A 21,708-nucleotide genomic window follows, 5' to 3' on the forward strand; every position below is an offset into this window, starting at 1 on the left:
CCTTACATCGCTTCAGGTTTAAAATCCAATGCATCACAAGGGCAGGTTGGGTGTCTAATTGAAAGCTCTAATGCCTCCTTAAAACGATCTATTCTAAGCCGCTTTGAAGCATTTCAGGTGTAACAATGGTTCTAAAACCTAAGTGTTCCTGACCAGAATCAATGGAAGTGGCCATTCTGGCAGAAATACGATAGCTTGCACAATACGAGTCAGAGCAAAGAAATGATCCCCCTTTGATGATCTTCTCTTGTGCATATGGATTGTTTGGATTGAATGCTTTCTTTGCGCCTTCAGGATTGTGGATTACCCCTTTATTTAATAGCTGTTTGTAATAATCCACATGGTACCAATCTTGGGTCCATTCCCACACATTTCCAGCCATGTCATAAAGACCGTAGGAATTGGGAGGGAAGGATTTTACTGGAGCTTTATTCTCGAACCCATCTTTTTGATCGTTTTGTGTAGGGAACTCCCCAGTCCATGTGTTAGCTTTGGCGTCCAATTCCGCTACATTATCACCCCAGGTGAAAGGTTTATTGTTCATTCCTGCGCTGGCTGCTAATTCCCATTGGGCCTCCGTGGGAAGTTTTCGCCCAGCCCATTTACAATAAGCAACGGCATCAGGGTATGCAATGTGTACAACAGGATAATTCCCTTTGCCTTCTATGGAACTGCCTGGACCCTTAGGATGTTTCCAATTGGCTCCAATTCTCCATTCCCACCATTGTGAAAAATCGTATAGATTTGGTACGGAAGTCTTGGTTTTTTTAAAGACCAATGATCCAGGTTGTAAAATGGAATCATGAGGTTTTGGGGTTCCATCAGGAAGCTGTTTTTTAAGTTCGTTCCATTGGATTTCACGTTCTGCGATTGTGATATAGCCAGTTTGTTTTACGAATTCTGAGAACTGATCATTGGTCACCTCAGTGATGTCCATAAAAAATCCGTCTACTGCAACAGGATGTGCTGGTTTTTCATGATCTAGAGCGAAGGAGTCTCCTTCACGCGCACCCTGAGTGAAATGACCTCCAGGGACCCATACCATGCCTTTTGGTGTCTCAATCTCCTGAGGTTTTTCCTTTAGGACTTTTACCGTGGTGGTTAAAAGACCAACGTTGTTATCACTAGTTGCAGGGGCTTCTTTTGTGTTTTTACAGCACACAAACAAAGTTATTAATAAGGGGATTGCCAGGATACTTCTCATATGGAATAATTACGTCTGTCAAACTTACAAAAGTTTTTGGGTACATGGTTTACTCGATGAAAAATGATGCACTTTAACAAGATTGAAATCTAAAAACATAGAAGCCCTCAGCTCTTTATTGCTATTTTTGTCATTACTTTTGAGAAAAATAATTGAGATGAATAGGAGATCAATACCTTTTAGTGGTTTTATTTTAGTTTTAACAGCAGTCTTGATGACCTTTGGTTGTAAAAACGATCAAGAAAAAAAGAATCGTACATATACCTTGCTTGAAGGGCCAGTGTTCGGAACTTATTACCGCATTAAAATTGATTCAGAAATTGATTTTACCCCTAAAATAGATTCTATTTTTCAAGCGATTAATACGGCAGCTAACAGTTATGTTGAGAAATCTGAAATCACCACCCTTAATCAAACAGGGGAGCTAAAAAAACCGAGTCTTACTTTTTTAAAAATGATCAAAGAGGCGCAGTACTTTCAGCAGATTACCAATGGGTATTTCGAGCCTGCTATTTATCCTATAATAAAAGTTTGGAGCTTTGAAAACGACGGTGCAACCATGCAGGTAGATTCCTTAGAATTAGAAAGGCTGTTAAACTTACTTCCAATGGAATCGAGTGTGTCGATTTCAGACACCCTGGTAAGGGTTACAAAACAAGGTGCTAAAATCGATTTGAGCGCTATGGGCGAAGGATATGCTATTGAAGGAATTCATCAGGTACTAAGCAAAGCAAGGGTTGAAAATTATATGATAGAAATCGGAGGTGAAATATTTGCCCATGGGAAGAACGAACAAGGAAACACTTGGACAATTGGTATAGAAGATCCCTCGAAAGCCCTATCAAACTCATATGAGAATATCATTACTAAGATCCAGTTAAATGATCAAGGGATTAGTACCTCGGGTAGTTATAGAAAATTCTATACCGACCAGCAAGGGCATAAGTATCCACACATTATAAACCCTAAAACCGGTTATCCAGTAAAGCATCATATGGTGAGCGTGAGTGTTAAAGGTCCCTCACCGTTGATTGCAGACATTTATGCTACTGCCTGTATGGCAATGGGAACTGAGAAAGCTAAAGCATTCATCACTGCAGATTCTGACGTTCAGGCATTTATAGCGTATTACGAAAAAGACTCTCTTAGAACATGGAGTTCTCCAAATTTTTACCAAACCCAAACTCATTAACAGTATTTATTGAATTTTTGTGATGAAATGCTTAAATTGTATATTGACTAATTTAATTCAGGGATTATGAGAGGTGTAGGTTTTTTAATTGGCTTTATTGCAGTATTAATAATAGGCAGTTGTCGCAGTACTCAAAGCATACTTGGAACCCCGCAAGAGAAAGCTATGGTAGACTCTCTTATAGCCAATCGTGCGTTTAGAATTGTCAATCAGTGGGCCCTTCCGACAATGAGTACCAGTATGATGAAGTTGTCCTCAAGCGGTATCCTTGGCCCTGGGAATAGTGGCCAAAGGATCGATTTATCTGGAAACGGTAACTATTTAGAAATCCAGGGAGATTCCGTGCGAGCCTTTTTGCCCTTTTTTGGAGAACGTCAAATGGGCGGAGGCTATAACTCTGATGGAGGTGGAATTCGATTCGATCAAGTTACCAATGATATAAGTTTTCATTACGACGAAAGTAAAAACATCCATATTGTTAGGTTTTCTGCTAAAGATGGGTCAGAATCCTTTGAAGTGACCTTGAATGTATTTTCAAACAAAAAGAGTTCACTACTAGTAAGTAGTTCTCAACGCGATATGATTCGTTATCAAGGCACTATAGAACAGTTGCCTAAAAAAGACCTTCCTTAATTATTGAATGTATAAAAAGCCTTAGCGGGGTAAGAAATTTTTATTGCGATGAGTTCCATTGAGTATACCCTTAGAGAGCGATTAAAGGAGTTAACCTGTATGTATGAGGTCACTTCCATCATTGTTAACAGTGACTTTGAAAAATTGGAACTGACCCTAAAATCAATTGCTTTTTGCTTAAAAAAGGCACTGCAACATGAGCATGAAGCTGAAGTCTTCATTAGCTGCTCTGAAATTACCATAGTTATCGGCCAACCACTTAGGGATTATGTGCATTTGAAAGCACCAATTAAAGTATTTAATGAATCCAATGGTTATATTGAGGTACGTTACCCATCAAGTAGTTATACCGAGAATGATTTTCTTGAGGAGGAGATCAAATTACTCTCCAATGTATGTTTGGAAATTGGCAATTTGATTGAAAGAAAACAAATCAAGGAAAAGGAAGAGCAGATCCGAAAGAAAATGGAGTGGAATGACCGATTAAATATTCTTGGAGAGATAACCGCTGGAATTGCCCATGAACTAAATACTCCTCTCACTAGTATTATTGGTTTTACCGAATTATTAGATGAGCAAATCAAGGATGAGATCATCCAAAGTGACCTGAGTAAAATAAAAGAAAATGCACTTTTTTGTAGGGAAATTGTAAAAAAATTAATGTTCTTTGCATGTGAAGTTCCACAACAAATTAAAGAGATTTTGTTAAATCCTGTATTAGAGAATGTATTGAACTTACTCAGCCCAGCCTTTAAGAAGAAGGATGTAAGAGCGAGTTTAATTATACAGGATGCTAATATTGGTATTAAGGCAGATGAGATTCAATTAACTCAGGTATTGTTTAATATAATTATGAATGCATTGTATTATTCGCCTGCAAAGGCAACAATAGAGGTCCGAGCTAGTAAAGGTGAAAAAGGTATTGTAATTTTGATCGCAGATCAAGGCCCGGGCATTGACCAAACAATAAGTGATAAGATATATGAGCCATTTTACACTACCAAACCTGTAGGTGACGGTTCTGGCCTTGGACTAAGCGTTGTTCATGGAATAATGAGTAGCCATAAGGGGAGTATATCCTTTTATCCAAACTCACCACATGGAACGGTATTTGAATTGTGTTTTCCAAATTGACTATGAAGATGAATTTTAAGAAAGAAAATATACTGATTGTTGATGATGATATTCATGTTCTTGAACTGCTAAAGCGCCATTTGCAATCCATGCAGTATTATACCTTTAAGGCGGTATCTGTCAAGGAAGCTTTGAGTATTTTAAAAAGTAATCGAATAGATCTTTTGATTACCGATATTAAGATGCCTGATGTGGATGGTTTTGAACTAATGAAATATGTTTCGGAACATTACCCTTCGATGCCAATTTTAGTTATAAGCGGTTATGTCTCGGCTAAAGAGGCCCTTGAGATGGGGAAATCTGGTGTGATAGATTATCTAGTAAAACCCTTTACCAAGGATGAATTACAAGCCTCCGTTTCAAAATCCCTCAGTGGGCCTCGCCAACAACATCCAAGAGAACTAGCTACTACTGCCTATAATTTTAGGGAACTGGTGGGGAATTCACCAGCACTGAATCAAATCAAAGAAATTATACATCGAGTAAAAGATATTAAAGCGACCGTATTGATTCAAGGCGAAAGTGGTACGGGTAAAGAACTCATTGCTCGAGCTATTCATTACAATGGCAAGTTCTCCCGAAAACCCTTTATCGCTGTTAACTGTGGAGCTATTCCAGAAGATTTACTGGAGGCTGAACTCTTTGGTTATGAAAAAGGAGCCTTCACGGGTGCAAATGATACTAGGGAAGGGTTTTTTCAAGCCGCAGAGGGAGGAACTATTTTTTTAGACGAAATAGGGAATGCCTCACCTAAGGTTCAGAATAGCTTATTGAGGGTTCTACAGGAAAAGGAGGTGCAAAAAGTTGGATCACAAAAGTCAACAAAAATAGATATTCGTGTCATTGCAGCTACCAATAGTAATTTAGCCAATGCCATTAAACAAGGGAAATTTAGGCAAGATCTCTATTACCGATTATCAGTAGTTGAAATCTTGGCTCCACCACTTAGAGAGCGCGTTGAGGATATTGCTCCTCTTGCCAAATTATTTTTGCAGAAATATGCCATGGAATACAAAGATCGATCCATGACTATTGGTCTGGATACTCTTGAGATCTTAGAGCGCTATAATTGGCCAGGCAACATTCGTGAGTTGGAAAACTGTATTCAACGAGCGGTGATCATGAGTGACGGTGAGATTGGCCCCAATCAGCTCCCCGATATGTTTAAATTTCAAATTAACTTCCCTAAAGACGGCCTTAAATCTTTAGCTGAAAAAGAAAAAGAATACATTCAACAAGTTTTAGAACTCGTAAAAAACAATAAAACCAGGGCAGCAGAAATTTTAGGAATTGATCGAAAAACACTTAGGGCAAAAGTAGGTTAAGGCGCATTTCACCCATTGATATGGGGAGAATATCCCCGAACGGGTAATTTTTCCCGCATCAAGAAGTAAATTACATGGAATAAAAACTTAACAATAATCTGATATACAGTATGTTGTTGTTTTTTAAAAATATCGGTACAATAATTGGCACAACTGTTGAAATCAACGACAGTGGTTAATTATGTTGTGTCACCATTACAGGCTATAGCATTAGTCTAGCATAACATTGACCACCGATAAACACTAAAAACCACATAACAAATTAACTAATAGTATATTGATGATTTCAGAAACGATAAAACAAGACGGTCCTGTAAAGCAAGGGATGCTGGCTAATGTGATGCGCCAGTTTGAACACGCTGCGGACAGCATAGAACTGAATCCTAATATTAGAAAAATCCTTTCCATTACAAACAATGAACTCGTAGTGCACTTTCCAGTTAAAATGGACAGCGGAGAGATTGAAGTGTTTACTGGGTATCGTGTGCAACACAACAATGCATTGGGGCCATATAAGGGAGGGCTTCGTTACCATCCAACAGTAGATTTAGATGCTGCCAGAGCCTTGGCAATGTGGATGACTTGGAAAACCGCTTTGGCGGGACTACCATATGGTGGTGCCAAAGGAGGAATCCAGATTGATCCAAAAAAATACTCTAGTGCTGAACTAGAACGTATCACCCGAAGGTTCACTTATGCCCTTGGTGATAATATTGGTCCAGAGTTGGATATTCCAGCGCCAGATGTCAATACCAATTCACAAACGATGGCGTGGATATTGGATACATACATGAGTACCAGAACACCCAATGAACGATCCAAGAACTTACACGTTGTAACTGGTAAACCTATCGGAGCGGGGGGGTCGGAAGGAAGAGATCGTGCGACTGGATTTGGAGTTTTCTTAACAGTAAAATTTTGGGCGGAACAAGAAAAACTAGATTTAAAAGGCAAAACTTTTATTGTTCAAGGTTTCGGTAATGTAGGTTATTGGGCTTCTTGGTTCTTGGAAAGAGAAGGAGCGAAACTAATCGCTGTTCAAGACGTCACAGGAACCTATTACAATAAGGAAGGGATCTCCGTAGATGCGCTCAATGATTACCAAAAATCTGCTGGTAGCTTGGAGGGGTATAGCAATGCCACCTTAATGGCCAATGATAAATTTTTTGGAACTGATTGCGATATTTGTATTCCTGCAGCCCTAGGAAATCAAATCACAGCCAGTAATGCACATGTTATCAAAGCAAAGGTTATTGCAGAGGGCGCCAACGGCCCAACGGATATTGATGCAGAGGAAGTGCTTTTACAAAAAGACATTACTATTATCCCAGATATTTTATGTAACTCAGGAGGGGTTATAGGTAGTTATTTTGAGTGGTTACAGAACAGAAATGGGGAAATTTGGACCATGGAAGAGGTCATGGAAAAATTAGAAAAAAAATTAAAAACCTCTTTTGATCGGGTTATGAGCGTTTCACAAGAGCGAGGTGTCGATACAAGAACAGCCGCTTTTATGATTGCTATTGAAAGGCTAGAGCAGGCCTATCTTCAAAGAGGTATTTTTCCATAAATAAAACTTAAGCTCAGGAAAGGATACGATTTCAAAATGAAGATGACAACAACATACCAAGAACCAATTGTTGAGAAAAGAGAATATGTGCTTTTAAAACGATTGATAAGTTTGTCAAATTTTCATTTCGATGGCAGCCCACCCGAGGAGGTGAATAAACTTAGTGAGTTGTTAAAAAACGCAAAGGTTCTTGACGAAGAGGACATGCCTAAAGATATTATACGACTTCAAACCACAGTAACGGTGTCACAATTTGAATCCCAAGAAATACGTTTTCAAATTGTGCTGCCGGATGCTGTCACATTAAAAGAAAAACATAAATCTGTGTTATCTGCCCTAGGGGTAGCGTGTTTCGGTCATAGTCCTGGCCAGCAAATCCATGTCCCCTGTGATGGCTTTCTAGAACAATATAGTATTGTTAAAGTGCATCAACCAAATTAGACGAAAAATTCTATTTCGGTCAATAGTGATGTCGCCTAAGCGACTATTTCCCTTTGCTTATACAGCTAAAATTGGTTTTCTATTTTCTTTTAAATCCTTTACCCTTGTTGTGGTTATTGTAAAAAGCCTATACTAGATATAGATTTTCTCTATTATGATAATTATTTGTTTGATAAATCAATATAATGTGCTAAATTGTGAAAAATTAAAATTATCTTATAAAAGTGACTTATTGAGATTTATTTCGTGATAAATGAGGTTATATTAACTAAAGATGCTATTTTTAAGCATCTTTTAATTAATTAATTTAAACTTTATTATCATGAAAAAACTAGTATTTACCTTAGCAAGTGTTATTGTATTATCAACCTTAAACTCATGTTCTCTCGATGAGAGTGCATCCCAAATTGATAGCCTATATGCAGTGGACCGAAGAAAAGTGGAACGACCAGGAAACCAAGGACAGAAGGATGAGCCAAAGTCAGTGGATAAAAGAAAAGTGGAACGACCAGGACGACAAGGACAAAGCGGTGAACCAAAATCTGTTGACAAGAGAAAAGTGGAACGACCAGGTCGACAAGGACAAAGTGGTGAACCACAGTCCGTGGATAAAAGAAAAGTTGAACGACCTGGTAACCAAGGCGGGAATTAGAATAGCCGCAAGCCTGTTAGTTGCCTTGTCTGGTTTGGTTCTATTTACCGATAAGGTAACTACCTTTGGTATAACAAGTAGCTTTGGATTCCAGGATACCCAAACTTTTATTTGGGCATTATCGCAATCCTTTTCACCGTTAATACTAATTCTGGGAAGTTGCTTGAGACCATATAGAATTGCCTATACTATTCCAGGATATATTTATTTTATCCAAATTTATTGGGTTTTTCATCCAGACATAAGATTTGACGATGTATTTCTTCAAGTTTATGCTATTGGATTCGTCTCTGCATTTACAACCCTTGTCATTGTGATTAATTATTTATTTCAAGGTGAAAGAGATCAAGAGGTAGAATATCAATCTAATTTGGAACACTACTTAGATCTCCAAAGTCCAGTGGTGAAATCTGCCAAGTAATCAGACAAAAGAAAGGCCTTTAATAGTAAAATATAAAAAAGGGAAATGCAAACTGAGTTGATGCACTTCCCTTTTTTTAATACATTATCTATAGACCCTATAGCGAGTTGAATGCGGCTGTTAAGTCCTGTTTTAAATCCTCCAAATCCTCTAATCCTAAGGATAGACGGATAAGGTCTTGAGAAACTCCAGCTGCCTGTTGATCTTGATCGCTTAATTGCTGGTGCGTGGTACTGGCTGGGTGAATAACCAATGATTTGGTGTCACCAATATTGGCAAGTAAAGAGAACAATTTCGTATTATTTGCAATCTTTTTAGCGGCCTCAAAACCACCTTTTACCCCAAAGGTAAGGATACCACTTTGTCCTTCAGGCAGGTACTTCTTGGCTAAATTATAATAAGGGCTACTTTGCAGTCCAGGATAGTTTACCCATGATACTACCTCTTGTTCTTCTAGCCATTTAGCCAGCTCAAGCGTATTCTTGCTGATTTTATCCATTCTTACTCCCAAGGTTTCTAACCCTTGAATAATCTGAAATGCGTTATAAGGGCTGATAGAGGCACCTAAATCTCTTAAGCCTTCCACACGGGCTTTAGCAATAAAAGCTGCATTACCAAGAGCCTCATGATACACCAGGCCGTGATATCCTGGAGAAGGTTCCGTGAATTCTGGAAATTTTCCACTGCTCCAATCAAAGGTACCAGCATCGATTACAGCTCCACCAATAGAGGTACCATTTCCACTAATATATTTAGTTAAAGAATGGATAACAATGTTAGCTCCGTATTCAATAGGTTTTAACAAATAGGAAGTTGCGACTGTATTATCGACAATAAGGGGAATTTTATTTTCTTTTGCGATCGCAGCAATAGCCTTAATATCAAGAACATCAAGTTTAGGATTTCCAAGAGACTCAATAAAGATAGCCTTGGTGTTCTCCTGTATGGCTTCTTTGAAATTATTGGTATCTACCGGGTCTATAAAACTTGTGGTAATTCCAAATCTAGGTAATGTTACCCCAAACAAATTATAAGTACCTCCATAAAGGCTGCTTGAAGAAACGATATGATCTCCAGACTTTAAAAGGGTTAAGATAGTGGTAGAAATAGCGGCCATTCCAGAGGCAGTGGTGATGGCACCGATTCCACCTTCTAGAGCCGCTAATCGTTGCTCTAAGATATCATTGGTGGGGTTGTTTAATCGGGTGTAGATGTAACCTGATTCAGAAAGGTTGAAAAGGTTCGCTGCATGGTCTGCATCGTTAAATACAAACGAGGTAGACTGGTAAATCGGTACCGCTCTAGTACCTCCGTGTGCAGTAACATCATGGCCTGCATGTACTGCTGTTGTAGAAAATTTTGATTCGTTCATAATGTATTCAATTCGTTTAAAAGTTATATAAATAAAAAAGTCCCCAAAAAATGAGGACTCTATATGTGTTCTATCTTAAGCACATCGTTATATAGTCCCTAAAAGGAAGGACATGCCCATACAATGGTTATGTGTTGAAATAGTAGTGATCATCTTCTAATAGAATGAATGCAAATGTATTTAATTTTTTTATACGCTACAAGTCTATCAATTTAATAGATTAATAAAAGTGCGTTTTTTTTAACCTATTTTGTTATATTACTATATCAAGGATCAAAAAAATTACCGTATTACTATTTCTTATTGGTTTTTGGATAATTTCAAAAGAGTAGGAGGAGTGTTTAAATGTACCAGTTTTAATCTGAATTACTACCTGGTATCTAAAGTATTATATTCCATTTTTTTATACATTTTTGCTGTATTTTCTTCATTTTCTATGTATTATCATAAGTACTTGGGTAATATAGTATTAGTATGTGCTAATATTTAAATATTTTTTCGCCCACTTAATTATAATTTTACAAGTGTCAATATAACACATATTTAAAGTATCATTTTAAACCATGCTTTAAAATGTTGTATCTGTTTATAAACTAACTAAATAACATGTAAAATTATCAATTATGAAACAAACCTATGCATTTGAAGACATCTGGGGTGGGAAAAACTATACTGCCTACAAATGGCTTTTATTAGTTGTTCTCCTTTTGATGTCATTTAATTCAGTGGCCCAAACGGGGATACAGGGTACTGTAAGTGATTCTGATGGAATACCCATAGCTGGAGCATCCGTAATTGTGAAGAACACCTCTAATGGGGTTGTAACGGACTTTGATGGCAAATTTCAATTAAATGTGGCTTCAACCAGTGCCGTACTTACGGTATCCTATATTGGATTTGAAACCCAGGAAATTCCGGTGGGTACCCAAACCAATTTCAGTGTGGTACTGAAAGAGGACCTTCAAGAACTTGACGAAGTGGTTGTTATCGGGTATGGAACACAGAAAAGAGCGGATGTAACCTCGGCTGTTTCTACGGTAAAAGCAGAAGACTTCGTCAAAGGTAATGTTAAGGATGCTGCTCAATTGATCCAAGGTAAAGTTGCAGGATTAACTATTTCTGCACCTTCTGGGGATCCAACGGAGGGTACACAAATCAAACTACGAGGAGTTTCTTCGCTAACTGGAGGCACAGCACCACTAGTGTTGGTAGATGGTGTTCCAGCAAGTCTAAGTACGGTAGCACCTGAGGATATCCAAACCATCGATGTTTTAAAAGACGGATCTGCTACAGCAATTTATGGAACCCGTGGAACCAATGGGGTGATTATAATTTCTACCAAACAGGGAAATTATAATGAGCGTCCTACCATTGAATATAACGGATATTCCTCCCTCTCTACCATATCAGAGAAAATGGATTTCTTGGATGCCGATGAACTTCGTGAAAAATATGCGGAAGGATATGAATTTGTAGGCGCAAATCTTCAGGACTTCGGACATAGTACAGATTGGTTGGATGAGATTACTAGAGATGCTGTAAGCCAGGTTCATAACCTGATTTTTAGAGGTGGAAATGACGCCACTAACATAACAGCATCGATCAATTATCGTGATTTAGAGGGGATTTTTCTTAAATCCGAAACCGAAAAATACACGGGCCGTATAAGTGTAAATCACGCTATGTTTGACAACAAACTAAAAACGAACATAGCTGTTATCGCAAGTGAGCAAGTTTTCAACGCTCTTGGGGATGGGACTAGCTTTGACCCGTATATTTATAGGCAAGCTATTATAAGAAACCCAACAGAACCACTCTATGATAGTAATGGAAATTGGTTTGAGCGCGATGTATACTTCTATGATAATCCGGTAGGCTATATTGAAGAAACCATAGGGGAGAACCGCTACAGAAATTTACGGTTCGATTTCAGTATGAGTTATGATTTTAATGAAAATCTCACCCTTAAAGGATTGTATACTCGAAAAGGAAATTCAAATATTCGTGGATTCTATAGAACTAAAAAACACGTCTCAACCGTGAAATACGGACAGGATGGTTTTGCCTCCAGAGGAACGGACGACTATAGAGGAAACTATGGTCAAATCACCTTAGACTTTGATAAAAAGTTTGGCAAACATGGTATAAGTGCCATGGCAGGATATAATTATGAGGACAATGTTAACGAAGGATTCTGGGCCACTAACCGCAGATTTCCTACCGATGGTTTCTACTACAACAATATAGGTTCAGGACAAGGATTACAGCTCGGAGAAGCCGGAATGGGTAGTTATAAAAACTCGGATAAATTAATTGCTTTTTTCGGAAGGGTCACTTATAATTTCGATGACCGTTACTTGTTGCTAGCGAGTTTACGTCATGAAGGTTCTTCTCGTTTTGGAAAGGATAATAAGTGGGGTAGTTTCCCTGGGGTCTCTGCAGGATGGCGTATTGACCAAGAGGATTTTATGGAGAATGTTTCTTGGGTAGATAATCTAAAATTAAGAGCTGGATATGGTGTTACTGGTATTAATGCCGGATCCAATTATCAGTCTCTTAGCGGCCTTACCTATGGCGATTACTTCTTGAATAATGGAAACTGGATAAGAGAATTAGTTCCTTCTAGAAACGCCAATCCCAATCTGGCATGGGAAAAGAAGAAGGAGATAAACCTTGGTTTAGATTTTGGTTTATTAAACAATCGTATTAGTGGATCTGTTGATTACTATAACAGAACGACTGATGGTGCATTATTTAATTATAGCGTTCCTACACCACCATACTTTTATCCAACCATATCGGCTAATGTGGCAGAGCTTAAAAACGCTGGATTGGAATTGCTACTTACAGTGGTTCCATTTGAAGGAGAAAACTTTAATTGGACCTCTAATATGACCTATTCTACCAACTCCAATGAGGTAGTATCCCTATCGAATGATGAATTTCAGCTAACTAATGATTTCTTCTACCAAGGGTATACTGGGGAACCCATTCAAATTGAAACACATAGAGTAAAAGAGGGTGAGCCAATTGGAAATTTTTATGGACTTAAGAGTGTGGATATCACAGATGATGGTATCTTTTTAATTGAAACTCCAGATGGATCGATTATTCCAGCCACAGAGTCCTCTACCGATGATCGCCAAGTACTAGGCAACGGACTTCCAAAAGCTTATTTTAGTTGGAACAATTCGGTTTCCTATAAGAACTGGGATTTAAATGTGAATCTAAGAGGAGCCTTAGATTATCAAATTCTGAATTTCTCTCGTATGTTCTATGAGAACCCTACAGTGAGTTACAACGTACTTGATACCGCTTTTGACAAGGTGTATGGAAAAGCCGTTTTAAATGACGTACAACGTTATGTGAGTCATTATGTAGAAGATGGAGACTTTTTAAAAATAGACAACGTGACCTTAGGATATACCCTTCCAAAGGACGCCTTAAAGTTCACCAATAGTTTTAGAATTTATCTTTCAGGTCTGAATTTAGCGACCTTCACCAAGTACAAAGGTATCGATCCAGAGGTCAATAGAAATGGACTAGCACCAGGAAATGATGAGCGGGATAAATACCCATCTACCAGAACATTTACCTTAGGAATTAACTTCACCTTATAAACTATAGTCAGATGAAAAATATATCAATTAAATTAACTTCTGCTTTATGGAAAATGTTCAGCATTACATTGGTACTTTCTATTGTAATGGCAAGCTGTACAAACCTTGAAGAGGAGGTATATTCAGAAGTAACAGAAGACTCATTTGTGCCAGCGGAGTCTGATATTATAGCCGTTATGGCCTCGGCCTATACGCCTTTAAGATACATCATGGGATGGCAAGGTTGGTTTGATTTACAAGAAGAATCAGCAGACATTATTGTAACACCTACAAGACCAAATGGTTGGGATGATGGTGGAACCTATAAGCGAATGCACTTTCACAAATGGGATAACCTACAGTGGCAACCTACCAATACCTGGGTGACTTGCTTCAATGGTATTAACAGTGCCAATAGAGTAATTCTTCAAATTGAATCGGGAGCCTTACCAGTTTCAGATGAACAAGCTGTAATTATCACCGCAGAAATGAGAGCCTTACGCGCCTTGTATTATTCCATGCTACTGGACACCCACGGAAATGTACCAATTATTTCCAGTTATAGCGATGAATTACCTGTACAAAACACCCGCAAAGAAGTATATGACTTTGTAGTGTCCGAACTCACAACAGTGATACCTGCTCTTTCGGAAACGGTAAATATGTCAACCTATGGACGTATGACCAAGTGGGCTGCATACCATGTGCTAGCTAAAGTTTACCTGAATGCTGAGGTGTATGCAGGAGAAGCACAATGGGAAAAAGTAATTGCCGCTTGTGATGAAATTATTCAAAGTGGAGCCTTTTCGCTTGCTCCAACCTATAAAGAGATATTTGATGCTCAAAATGAGGACAATCCCGAAATGGTTTTTGCCGTACCATACGATCAAATTTATGCACCTGAATTTGGAGCGCATATGAAAATGCTGCTACCAGATCATCGCTCTGTTTTTAATATGGAAGCGCAACCTTGGGGCGGGTCAAGTTGTAATCCTCAATTTATCGATACCTATCAGCCTGGAGATAATCGTTTAGAGGATACCTGGTTAATGGGGGATCAAATTAATCCAATTGATGGAAGTGTGGTGATGACTTTAGTGAAAGAAATGCCAAGTATTTACAACTGTACCTTTACCCAAGGATTTCGTCTAGGAAAATATGAAATTGAGCCTGGTGCAACTGGTGCACTTAACAATGACTTTCCATTTTTAAGATACACCGAGGTTTTAATGATGAAAGCTGAATCCTTACTTAGAACAGGGAGAGCGGCTGAGGCAGCAGCGATAGTAACCGAGGTTCGAGGTAGATCATTTGATAATCCAGCAGATGCCGAGGTAACTGGTACAGAATTACAAGGTGATACTACCTGGCAGTATGGTACATTAAAGGAGGACGGAACCATTGATGAGGCTGGTGATCAGTCGGTTGTTCCTTACGGTCGCTTTCTAGATGAACTAGGGTGGGAGTTTGCTGGAGAAGCGCACCGAAGAACCGATTTGATTCGCTTTGGTGTATTTCAGACTAAAAACTGGTATAATCATACTCCCCAAGGCGACCATACGATCCTTTTTCCAATAGGACTTGAACAATTGAATACAAATTCCAATTTGGATCAGAATCCAGGATATATAAAATAATTGAATTAGTTGATGTTAGTTAGGTTTTTAAATCTAAAAAAAGGCGGATGTTTTAAACATTCGCCTTTAATGATTACACCGTTCATGTTTGGGTCTAAAATTGTGATCTGTATTGTGAAGGGGTGATTCCTTTGAGTTCTTTGAACTTTCTATTGAAGTTTGTGATGTTTTGAAAACCACAAAACTCTGAAACTGTCGCAATTGACATTTCACTATTTTTATATAGTAACTTGCAGGCATTCTCAATGCGCATTTCAATAAGGAATTGAAAAAAGGTTTTATTAGTTCTTTTTTTGAAGTATCGGCAGAAAGCATTTTTGGTCATATTTGCCTTTAAGGCTACCTCTTCTAGTGTGATCTGGTTATGGTAGTTCTCCATAGCGTGTTCAAAAACAGCGCGCATTCGTTTTCCCTCATCATCGGTGTATTTTTTTCCATAGACAAAAGAGGACAATGGACTGTATTCCAGATTAAGGCTTTGATCGATGATTTTTAGCAGCGATGCAATGCGTTCTATTTTACTTTGTTTGTGCAACTGGGTAAATAATTTTACGATCTTCTGGTGATTATTCGAAAGTTTCATGCCGTATTGTGCACGCTTGAAAAATTCCTTTGCGGCTTCCATATCGCTGATCTGAAAAAAACCATTGCCAAAGGCTTCCTGTGTGAAGAATAGGGTAAACATCACTGAATTCGAGGCAGCCTCTAGGTCACTTCTAAATACATGTGGAATATTCCCTCCTATGATCAGAACATCATTGGTGTTATAGGTATTTATCGAATCACCTACTACTAATGTGCCGCCACCTTTTTGAATATAACTTATTTGTAACTCTTCATGTTGGTGGAGTTGATCATAGAAGTATACTTGGCGATCCTCCTGGTACACCAAGGCCTCCTGTTTTGGCTTTGGGATCTTAAAGGGTAGTACCTTCATTGTTTTTTGAACTCTTAACATTATAGCTAGCTTTTAATATTAAAATGACTTTATCCCGGAGCATTCTACTATATTGTTATATGGCTTTTTGATCCGGTCTAAAGTTGCTTCTCTATTGACGACTTGAAATTACTCTTTTTTATATCAAAATACCTAATAAAATATACTATAACACGGTTATGGGTTAATATAGTATTTGTTTTAGCTAATATTCTTCAAGATCCTTTATGAGATTATCTCTAGTTTTAACCTTATGGATTCAAGGAAAAATACGATCATAAAAATATGTGTTGTTTTAACACTTTTGATTTCGATAACCACTTCAGCGCAAGGCACTTTAGAGGATTATAAGCGCTCTGTAGCGGTGGATAGTTTGTTTAAAAATAAGGTGTATAATACCCCTAAAGATTTTCATTGGCTGAGTGATCATGTGTTTTGGTATCAGAATAATTCAAAACAAGGTTTGCAGTATATAAGGGTTGATGCCAGGAACAATACACAAAGTTTGGTATTTGATCACCAGAAGATGGCGCAAAGCCTATCTGAATTTTCTGAAAATAAAGTTAGTTCAACCAAGATCGAAATTCGTGATTTAAGCGAAGATACTGTGAATAACACACTTGAATTTAAAACAGGTAAGTTAAAACTTTTATGTGATTTGACCACCTATAAAATTAAAGTATTGGATAGTCTTAAACCAACTACACCTCGAGGTTACTGGGGGATGAGAGCTCATGAAAATGGGGGCGATCCTGTCCCATCGCCAGATGGTAAGTTCTCAGGTTATATAAAAAATTACAACTTATATGTTAAGAACCTTGAAAGTGGACAAGAAACGCAATTGAGTTATGATGGCTCTGCCGCATTTTACTATTCTTCAAATATACTTTGGTCTCCTGATAGTGAGAAGGTTATGGCATATAAATTTAGGCCTTCTCAGGATCATAAGATTTATTTTGTTGAATCGAGTCCTAGCGATCAACTCCAACCCAAATTACATTCCAGGGATTATTTAAAGCCTGGGGATCAGGTGGCTTTTAGAAGTCCTCAATTATTTAATGTCAAATCTGAGCAACATTTTAAAATTCCGACCACTGAATTTGATCACCAATACCATCTTGGGAATTTTAAATGGAGAGATGATAGCAGCGGTTTTACCTTTGAGTACAATCAAAGAGGACATCAACGGTATCGCGTAATCCTAGTGGATGCGGCGCAGGGAAAAGTGAAAGTGCTAATTGATGAAGTGAGTCCCACCTTTATTGATTACAATATGAAAAAGTACAGAAAGGATCTCGATGGAGGAAATCAAATATTGTGGACATCAGAACGTGATGGGTGGAATCATTTATATCTTTACGATGGAAAAAATGGCAAATTGATCCGACAGATTACCAAGGGTAACTGGCCCGTGAGAGAGGTTGTAAAGGTGGATGAAGAAAATAATCACATATATTTTATAGCTAGTGGCCTGGATAAGGATCAAGATCCCTATTTTAAACATTACTGTCGGGTTGATTTTGATGGGAAGAACTTTAAACGCTTGACGGTAGAGAATGGAAATCACCAGGTGTATTTTTCTACTAACAATAGTTATTACGTGGATCAGTACTCCAGAGTGGATTCACCGCCAATCACCGTATTAAAAAATGCAGAAGGAAAGGTTATTCAACAATTGGAAAAGGCTGATATTTCAGCATTAGTGGCTACGGGTTGGAAAGCACCCGAGGTGTTTACGGCTAAGGGACGTGATGGTAAAACGGATATATGGGGGATTATTATTCGCCCTACAAATTTTGACCCTTCCAAGTCGTACCCTGTGATTGAATACATCTATGCTGGACCGCATGATTCATTTGTACCTAAGAGCTTCCAGAGTTACTATTGGTCTATGACCTCCTTGGCAGAACTTGGGTTTATCATGGTTCAAATAGATGGAATGGGAACTTCGAATCGCTCGAAGGCTTTTCACGATGTTTGTTGGCAAAATTTAAAAGATGCTGGGTTTCCGGATCGAAAATTATGGATCAAAGCAGCGGCTAAAAAATACCCTTCTATGAATATCGAAAAAGTAGGAATCCGAGGCACCTCGGCAGGTGGGCAAAATGCTGGGGCCGCATTGGTTTTTCATTCAGATTTTTATGATGTCGCGGTAGCCTCCTGTGGCTGTCACGATAATCGTATGGATAAAATCTGGTGGAATGAACAGTGGATGGGATATCCTATTGGACCTCAATATGCGGCAAGTTCAAATGTGGTACACGCCAAGGAATTAAAAGGAGATTTAATGTTAATGGTTGGTGAGTTGGATGACAATGTCGATCCTGCCTCTACGTTTCAATTCGCTGATGCGCTTATTAAGGCAGGTAAGGATTTTGAACTTGTAGTTATTCCGGGTATGGGGCATTCCTCAGGCGGTACTTTCGGAGAACGTAAGCGAAAAGATTTTTTTGTAAAGAAATTACTAGGGGTTGATCCTCCTTCCTGGCAGGAAGTGTACCCACTCAATACTGAGACAAAGCGTTAAACTAAAATTAAATAAATGAAACTAGCTAAATTATTTACAATAATGATTATGGGCCTTTGCGGTCTGTTTGCAACTGGATTACAGGCTCAGGAAGGTGATCAAATTTTAGATGGAATAGGAGAAACGGCCTTGACAGCCCGTTATGTATTGGATGGTGATTTAAGAGATTGGTCGCGTAACAACTTACATGCAGCCCAAAATGGTACTGAAGTGGATTTTGTTAAGGATGATGTATTTGGAAAAGTGGCAAGGCTTAGCCAGGGAGATGTAAATGGTATTGAACTACCTGGAAAGCTCGTCACCACTGCTGAGTCGTTGAGTATTTCAGGCTGGTTTTCTTTAGGGTCCGCTGAAGAGGCTTATTTAGTAGACTTTGGTACCAATGAGCAAAATCATTTTTCAATTGGTGTATTTGATGGGAATTTAATTGCTAAGGTAGCAACCACAAATAAAGTAATTCAGGCTAAAAAAGGCGATATAAAATCTAAACAGTGGTATCACTTTGCAGTGATCTATAATATCGTTAGTAGTAACTTTGAGTTATATGTGGATGGAAAATTAGAGGATACTTCTAAGATTTCAAATAAAGGCATATTGCAATTATTAGGAATTCAAAGCACTAACAATGCTGACTTTTACATTGGGCAACCCCTCTCTGGGGATGAAAGAAAGGATAATGTGAAACTTTATGATTTTAGAATCTATCATGTAGCTCTAAGTGGGCAACAGGTACAAAGGATCTATCGCGCGGCTATACAGGGTGAAGCGGTAGTGAATGAACGTCAGGGAGATGATGATAAGTTACCTGAATTTGATGCCAACACGCCACAGCTTTTTAACGCTTATTTACATAGTGTAGAGGACATAGAGGTGACTACCAGCATAGGAGAACTTCCAAGACTACCTTCTTATGTGAAGGCTCAGTACAATCAAGGTATTGATAAAAAGAAGGTGCGTGTAATTTGGCCAGCTCCAAAGGATAATCAAAAGGTTCAAAAGGTTGGTACTTATACGGTGGTCGGTAAAATTCCTGGAACATCATTTCAACCTAAGGCAGTGGTCACGGTAAAGGAGTTATCCAAAGAAGCTCCAAAGCGTGTACTAGCCTCATTTAAATTGAGCCAAGTGCAACTAAATAAGGATTCCCATGGGCAGCAGACTAAGTTTATTGAAAATAGAGATAAGTTTATAAATACCTTAGCTAAAACCGATCCAGATTCATTCTTATATATGTTCCGGAATGCTTTCGGGGTTGCGCAGCCACAAGGAGCTAAACCACTTGGGGTTTGGGATTCCCAAGAAACAAAGCTCAGAGGACATGCTACAGGACATTATCTCAGCGCCATTGCACAGGCGTATGCTAGTAGTACTTATAACGAACAACTTCAAGAGACCTTTGCTCAAAAGATGAACTATATGGTGGAGACCTTATATGAGCTATCAAAATTATCAGGACAGCCTGTTAATCCAGGTGGGACACATGTTTCAGATCCTACAAAGGTCCCCTTTGGGCCTGGAAAATCGGACTATGATTCTGACCTGAGTGAGCAGGGGATCCGAAATGATTATTGGAATTGGGGCACTGGTTATATCAGCGCGTATCCACCAGATCAGTTTATAATGCTAGAGCGAGGAGCTACTTATGGGGGGCAGAACGATCAAATTTGGGCTCCCTATTATACCCTTCACAAAATTCTTGCTGGATTAATGGATGTGTATGAGATTAGTGGAAATAAAAAGGCGCTCACTATAGCAAAAGGAATGGGGGATTGGGTTTCTGCTCGTATGATGGAACTTCCAACTTCAACCCTAATAAGTATGTGGAATCGTTATATCGCAGGAGAATACGGTGGAATGAACGAAGTAATGGCACGCCTCTATCGTCTCACAGGAACAACATCATACTTGGAGGTGGCCAAATTATTTGACAATATTAAAATGTTCTACGGTGATGCTCAACATTCGCATGGTTTGGCTAAAAATGTAGATACCTTTAGAGGGTTACACGCCAATCAACATATTCCACAGATTGTAGGTGCCTTGGAGATGTACCGCGATACAGATGCAATTGAATATTTTAAAATAGCGGATAATTTTTGGTCAAAGGTTACCCATAATTATATGTATAGTATTGGAGGTGTTGCAGGTGCGCGCAATCCTGCGAACGCAGAGTGCTTTCCAGTGCAACCAGCTACCCTTTATGAGAATGGATTTTCCTCTGGAGGTCAAAATGAGACCTGTGCTACTTATAACATGTTGAAACTAACTCGAGGCTTATTCTTCTTTGAACCAAAAGCACCATTGATGGATTACTATGAGCGTGGGTTGTACAATCATATCTTGGCTTCTGTAGCTCAGGATAGTCCAGCCAATACCTATCACGTTCCACTTTTACCTGGCTCGATAAAACACTTTGGCAATCCCGATATGACTGGATTTACCTGTTGTAACGGAACGGCCATTGAAAGCAGTACCAAACTGCAGAATTCTATTTATTTTAAAGCAAAGGATAATAGTAGTTTATATGTCAATCTTTTCATTCCTTCTACACTACACTGGACAGAGCGCAATATGGAGATTGAACAGGTAACTTCCTTTCCTAAAGAGGATCACACCACGTTGAAGATAAAAGGAAAGGGACGTTTTGAATTAAAACTTCGTGTACCCAGTTGGGCAACCAATGGATACTATGTCAAAGTAAATGGAAAAGAATTGGATCTGAAAGCAACTCCCGGAACTTACCTGAGTATTGATCGCAGATGGAAAAATGGGGATACTGTTGAACTCTCTATGCCTTTTGAATTTCGATTGGAACCAGTGATGGATCAACAAAATATTGCTAGTTTGTTTTATGGGCCTGTTTTATTGGCAGCACAAGAAGAAGCCCCATTAAACCATTGGCGTAAGGTTACTTTTGACGCTCAGCAAATTGGAAAAAACATTCAAGGTGATCCCGCTACTTTGGAGTTCCATTATAATGGTATTGAATTTAAACCATTTTACCAGAGTTATGGTCGTCATTCGGTCTATTTAGACGTACGTTTAGATTAGCTCTTGCAAGGCA

Annotated in this window: 15 protein-coding genes; 12 read left to right on the forward strand and 3 right to left on the reverse strand. The window is 38.6% G+C overall.

What is annotated here, in order from left to right; all coding sequences use genetic code 11:
* Positions 1–88: 88 nt before the first annotated feature.
* Positions 89–1,204 carry a formylglycine-generating enzyme family protein gene (locus tag VKY50_RS05475; RefSeq protein WP_324299674.1) on the reverse strand — a complete coding sequence of 372 codons (1,116 nt, stop codon included), beginning with the start codon at positions 1,202–1,204 and terminating at the stop codon, positions 89–91.
* 157 nt (positions 1,205–1,361) lie between these two features.
* Here VKY50_RS05475 and VKY50_RS05480 point away from each other — a divergent pair, with 157 nt between their 5' ends.
* The 8 genes from VKY50_RS05480 to VKY50_RS05515 all read left to right on the forward strand — a co-directional run bounded on the left by VKY50_RS05480 (position 1,362) and on the right by VKY50_RS05515 (position 8,572).
* Positions 1,362–2,396 (forward strand): FAD:protein FMN transferase, encoded by a 1,035-nt coding sequence (locus VKY50_RS05480; RefSeq protein WP_324299676.1) that lies wholly within the window; start codon positions 1,362–1,364, stop codon positions 2,394–2,396.
* Between the two features lie 66 nt (positions 2,397–2,462).
* The gene (locus VKY50_RS05485; protein WP_324299678.1) at positions 2,463–3,029 is read left to right on the forward strand and encodes a DUF4251 domain-containing protein; all 567 of its coding nucleotides are present in this window, start codon (positions 2,463–2,465) and stop codon (positions 3,027–3,029) included.
* 48 nt (positions 3,030–3,077) lie between these two features.
* A complete protein-coding gene (locus tag VKY50_RS05490; RefSeq protein WP_324299680.1) occupies positions 3,078–4,163 on the forward strand; it encodes a sensor histidine kinase in 1,086 nt (361 codons plus the stop codon).
* An 8-nt stretch (positions 4,164–4,171) separates the two neighbouring features.
* On the forward strand, positions 4,172–5,488 hold the full coding sequence (locus VKY50_RS05495; RefSeq protein ID WP_324299682.1) for a sigma-54-dependent transcriptional regulator: 1,317 nt from the start codon (positions 4,172–4,174) through the stop codon (positions 5,486–5,488).
* A 280-nt stretch (positions 5,489–5,768) separates the two neighbouring features.
* A complete protein-coding gene (locus VKY50_RS05500; protein WP_324299686.1) occupies positions 5,769–7,058 on the forward strand; it encodes a Glu/Leu/Phe/Val family dehydrogenase in 1,290 nt (429 codons plus the stop codon).
* Positions 7,059–7,100: 42 nt separating this feature from the next.
* Positions 7,101–7,499, forward strand: coding sequence for a GreA/GreB family elongation factor (locus VKY50_RS05505; RefSeq protein ID WP_324299688.1), 399 nt, complete (start codon positions 7,101–7,103; stop codon positions 7,497–7,499).
* 322 nt (positions 7,500–7,821) lie between these two features.
* A complete protein-coding gene (locus tag VKY50_RS05510) occupies positions 7,822–8,151 on the forward strand; it encodes a hypothetical protein (RefSeq protein ID WP_324299689.1) in 330 nt (109 codons plus the stop codon).
* Positions 8,120–8,572 carry a hypothetical protein gene (locus tag VKY50_RS05515; RefSeq protein WP_324299691.1) on the forward strand — a complete coding sequence of 151 codons (453 nt, stop codon included), beginning with the start codon at positions 8,120–8,122 and terminating at the stop codon, positions 8,570–8,572. Before VKY50_RS05510 ends, VKY50_RS05515 begins: the two co-directional genes overlap by 32 nt.
* Before the next feature lie 97 nt (positions 8,573–8,669).
* Here the strand turns inward: VKY50_RS05515 and VKY50_RS05520 are convergent, their stop codons facing one another.
* Positions 8,670–9,944, reverse strand: a complete 1,275-nt coding sequence (locus VKY50_RS05520) for an O-acetylhomoserine aminocarboxypropyltransferase/cysteine synthase family protein (protein ID WP_324299693.1) — start codon at positions 9,942–9,944, stop codon at positions 8,670–8,672.
* A 623-nt stretch (positions 9,945–10,567) separates the two neighbouring features.
* Between VKY50_RS05520 and VKY50_RS05525 the strand changes: the two genes are divergently transcribed.
* Together VKY50_RS05525 and VKY50_RS05530 are read left to right on the forward strand one after the other, a co-directional pair.
* Positions 10,568–13,564, forward strand: a complete 2,997-nt coding sequence (locus VKY50_RS05525; RefSeq protein WP_324299695.1) for a SusC/RagA family TonB-linked outer membrane protein — start codon at positions 10,568–10,570, stop codon at positions 13,562–13,564.
* Positions 13,565–13,575: 11 nt separating this feature from the next.
* On the forward strand, positions 13,576–15,180 hold the full coding sequence (locus VKY50_RS05530) for a RagB/SusD family nutrient uptake outer membrane protein (RefSeq protein ID WP_324299697.1): 1,605 nt from the start codon (positions 13,576–13,578) through the stop codon (positions 15,178–15,180).
* A 94-nt stretch (positions 15,181–15,274) separates the two neighbouring features.
* Here the strand turns inward: VKY50_RS05530 and VKY50_RS05535 are convergent, their stop codons facing one another.
* Positions 15,275–16,117 (reverse strand): AraC family transcriptional regulator, encoded by an 843-nt coding sequence (locus tag VKY50_RS05535; RefSeq protein ID WP_324299699.1) that lies wholly within the window; start codon positions 16,115–16,117, stop codon positions 15,275–15,277.
* A 253-nt stretch (positions 16,118–16,370) separates the two neighbouring features.
* Between VKY50_RS05535 and VKY50_RS05540 the strand changes: the two genes are divergently transcribed.
* Both VKY50_RS05540 and VKY50_RS05545 read left to right on the forward strand, forming a co-directional pair.
* The gene (locus VKY50_RS05540) at positions 16,371–18,644 is read left to right on the forward strand and encodes a S9 family peptidase (protein WP_324299701.1); all 2,274 of its coding nucleotides are present in this window, start codon (positions 16,371–16,373) and stop codon (positions 18,642–18,644) included.
* 15 nt (positions 18,645–18,659) lie between these two features.
* Positions 18,660–21,695, forward strand: coding sequence for a beta-L-arabinofuranosidase domain-containing protein (locus VKY50_RS05545; protein ID WP_324299703.1), 3,036 nt, complete (start codon positions 18,660–18,662; stop codon positions 21,693–21,695).
* Positions 21,696–21,708: the final 13 nt, after the last annotated feature.

Origin of the sequence: Galbibacter sp. (assembly GCF_035306585.1) — a bacterium.
Classification (GTDB): Bacteria; Bacteroidota; Bacteroidia; order Flavobacteriales; family Flavobacteriaceae; genus Galbibacter.

Coding starts and splice junctions, on each gene's coding strand:
- VKY50_RS05475 (WP_324299674.1), bottom strand. CDS start 1,204: ATGAGAAGTATCCTGGCAATCCCCTTATTAATAACTTTGTTTGTGTGC.
- VKY50_RS05480 (WP_324299676.1), top strand. CDS start 1,362: ATGAATAGGAGATCAATACCTTTTAGTGGTTTTATTTTAGTTTTAACA.
- VKY50_RS05485 (WP_324299678.1), top strand. CDS start 2,463: ATGAGAGGTGTAGGTTTTTTAATTGGCTTTATTGCAGTATTAATAATA.
- VKY50_RS05490 (WP_324299680.1), top strand. CDS start 3,078: ATGAGTTCCATTGAGTATACCCTTAGAGAGCGATTAAAGGAGTTAACC.
- VKY50_RS05495 (WP_324299682.1), top strand. CDS start 4,172: ATGAATTTTAAGAAAGAAAATATACTGATTGTTGATGATGATATTCAT.
- VKY50_RS05500 (WP_324299686.1), top strand. CDS start 5,769: ATGATTTCAGAAACGATAAAACAAGACGGTCCTGTAAAGCAAGGGATG.
- VKY50_RS05505 (WP_324299688.1), top strand. CDS start 7,101: ATGACAACAACATACCAAGAACCAATTGTTGAGAAAAGAGAATATGTG.
- VKY50_RS05510 (WP_324299689.1), top strand. CDS start 7,822: ATGAAAAAACTAGTATTTACCTTAGCAAGTGTTATTGTATTATCAACC.
- VKY50_RS05520 (WP_324299693.1), bottom strand. CDS start 9,944: ATGAACGAATCAAAATTTTCTACAACAGCAGTACATGCAGGCCATGAT.
- VKY50_RS05525 (WP_324299695.1), top strand. CDS start 10,568: ATGAAACAAACCTATGCATTTGAAGACATCTGGGGTGGGAAAAACTAT.
- VKY50_RS05530 (WP_324299697.1), top strand. CDS start 13,576: ATGAAAAATATATCAATTAAATTAACTTCTGCTTTATGGAAAATGTTC.
- VKY50_RS05535 (WP_324299699.1), bottom strand. CDS start 16,117: ATGAAGGTACTACCCTTTAAGATCCCAAAGCCAAAACAGGAGGCCTTG.
- VKY50_RS05540 (WP_324299701.1), top strand. CDS start 16,371: ATGGATTCAAGGAAAAATACGATCATAAAAATATGTGTTGTTTTAACA.
- VKY50_RS05545 (WP_324299703.1), top strand. CDS start 18,660: ATGAAACTAGCTAAATTATTTACAATAATGATTATGGGCCTTTGCGGT.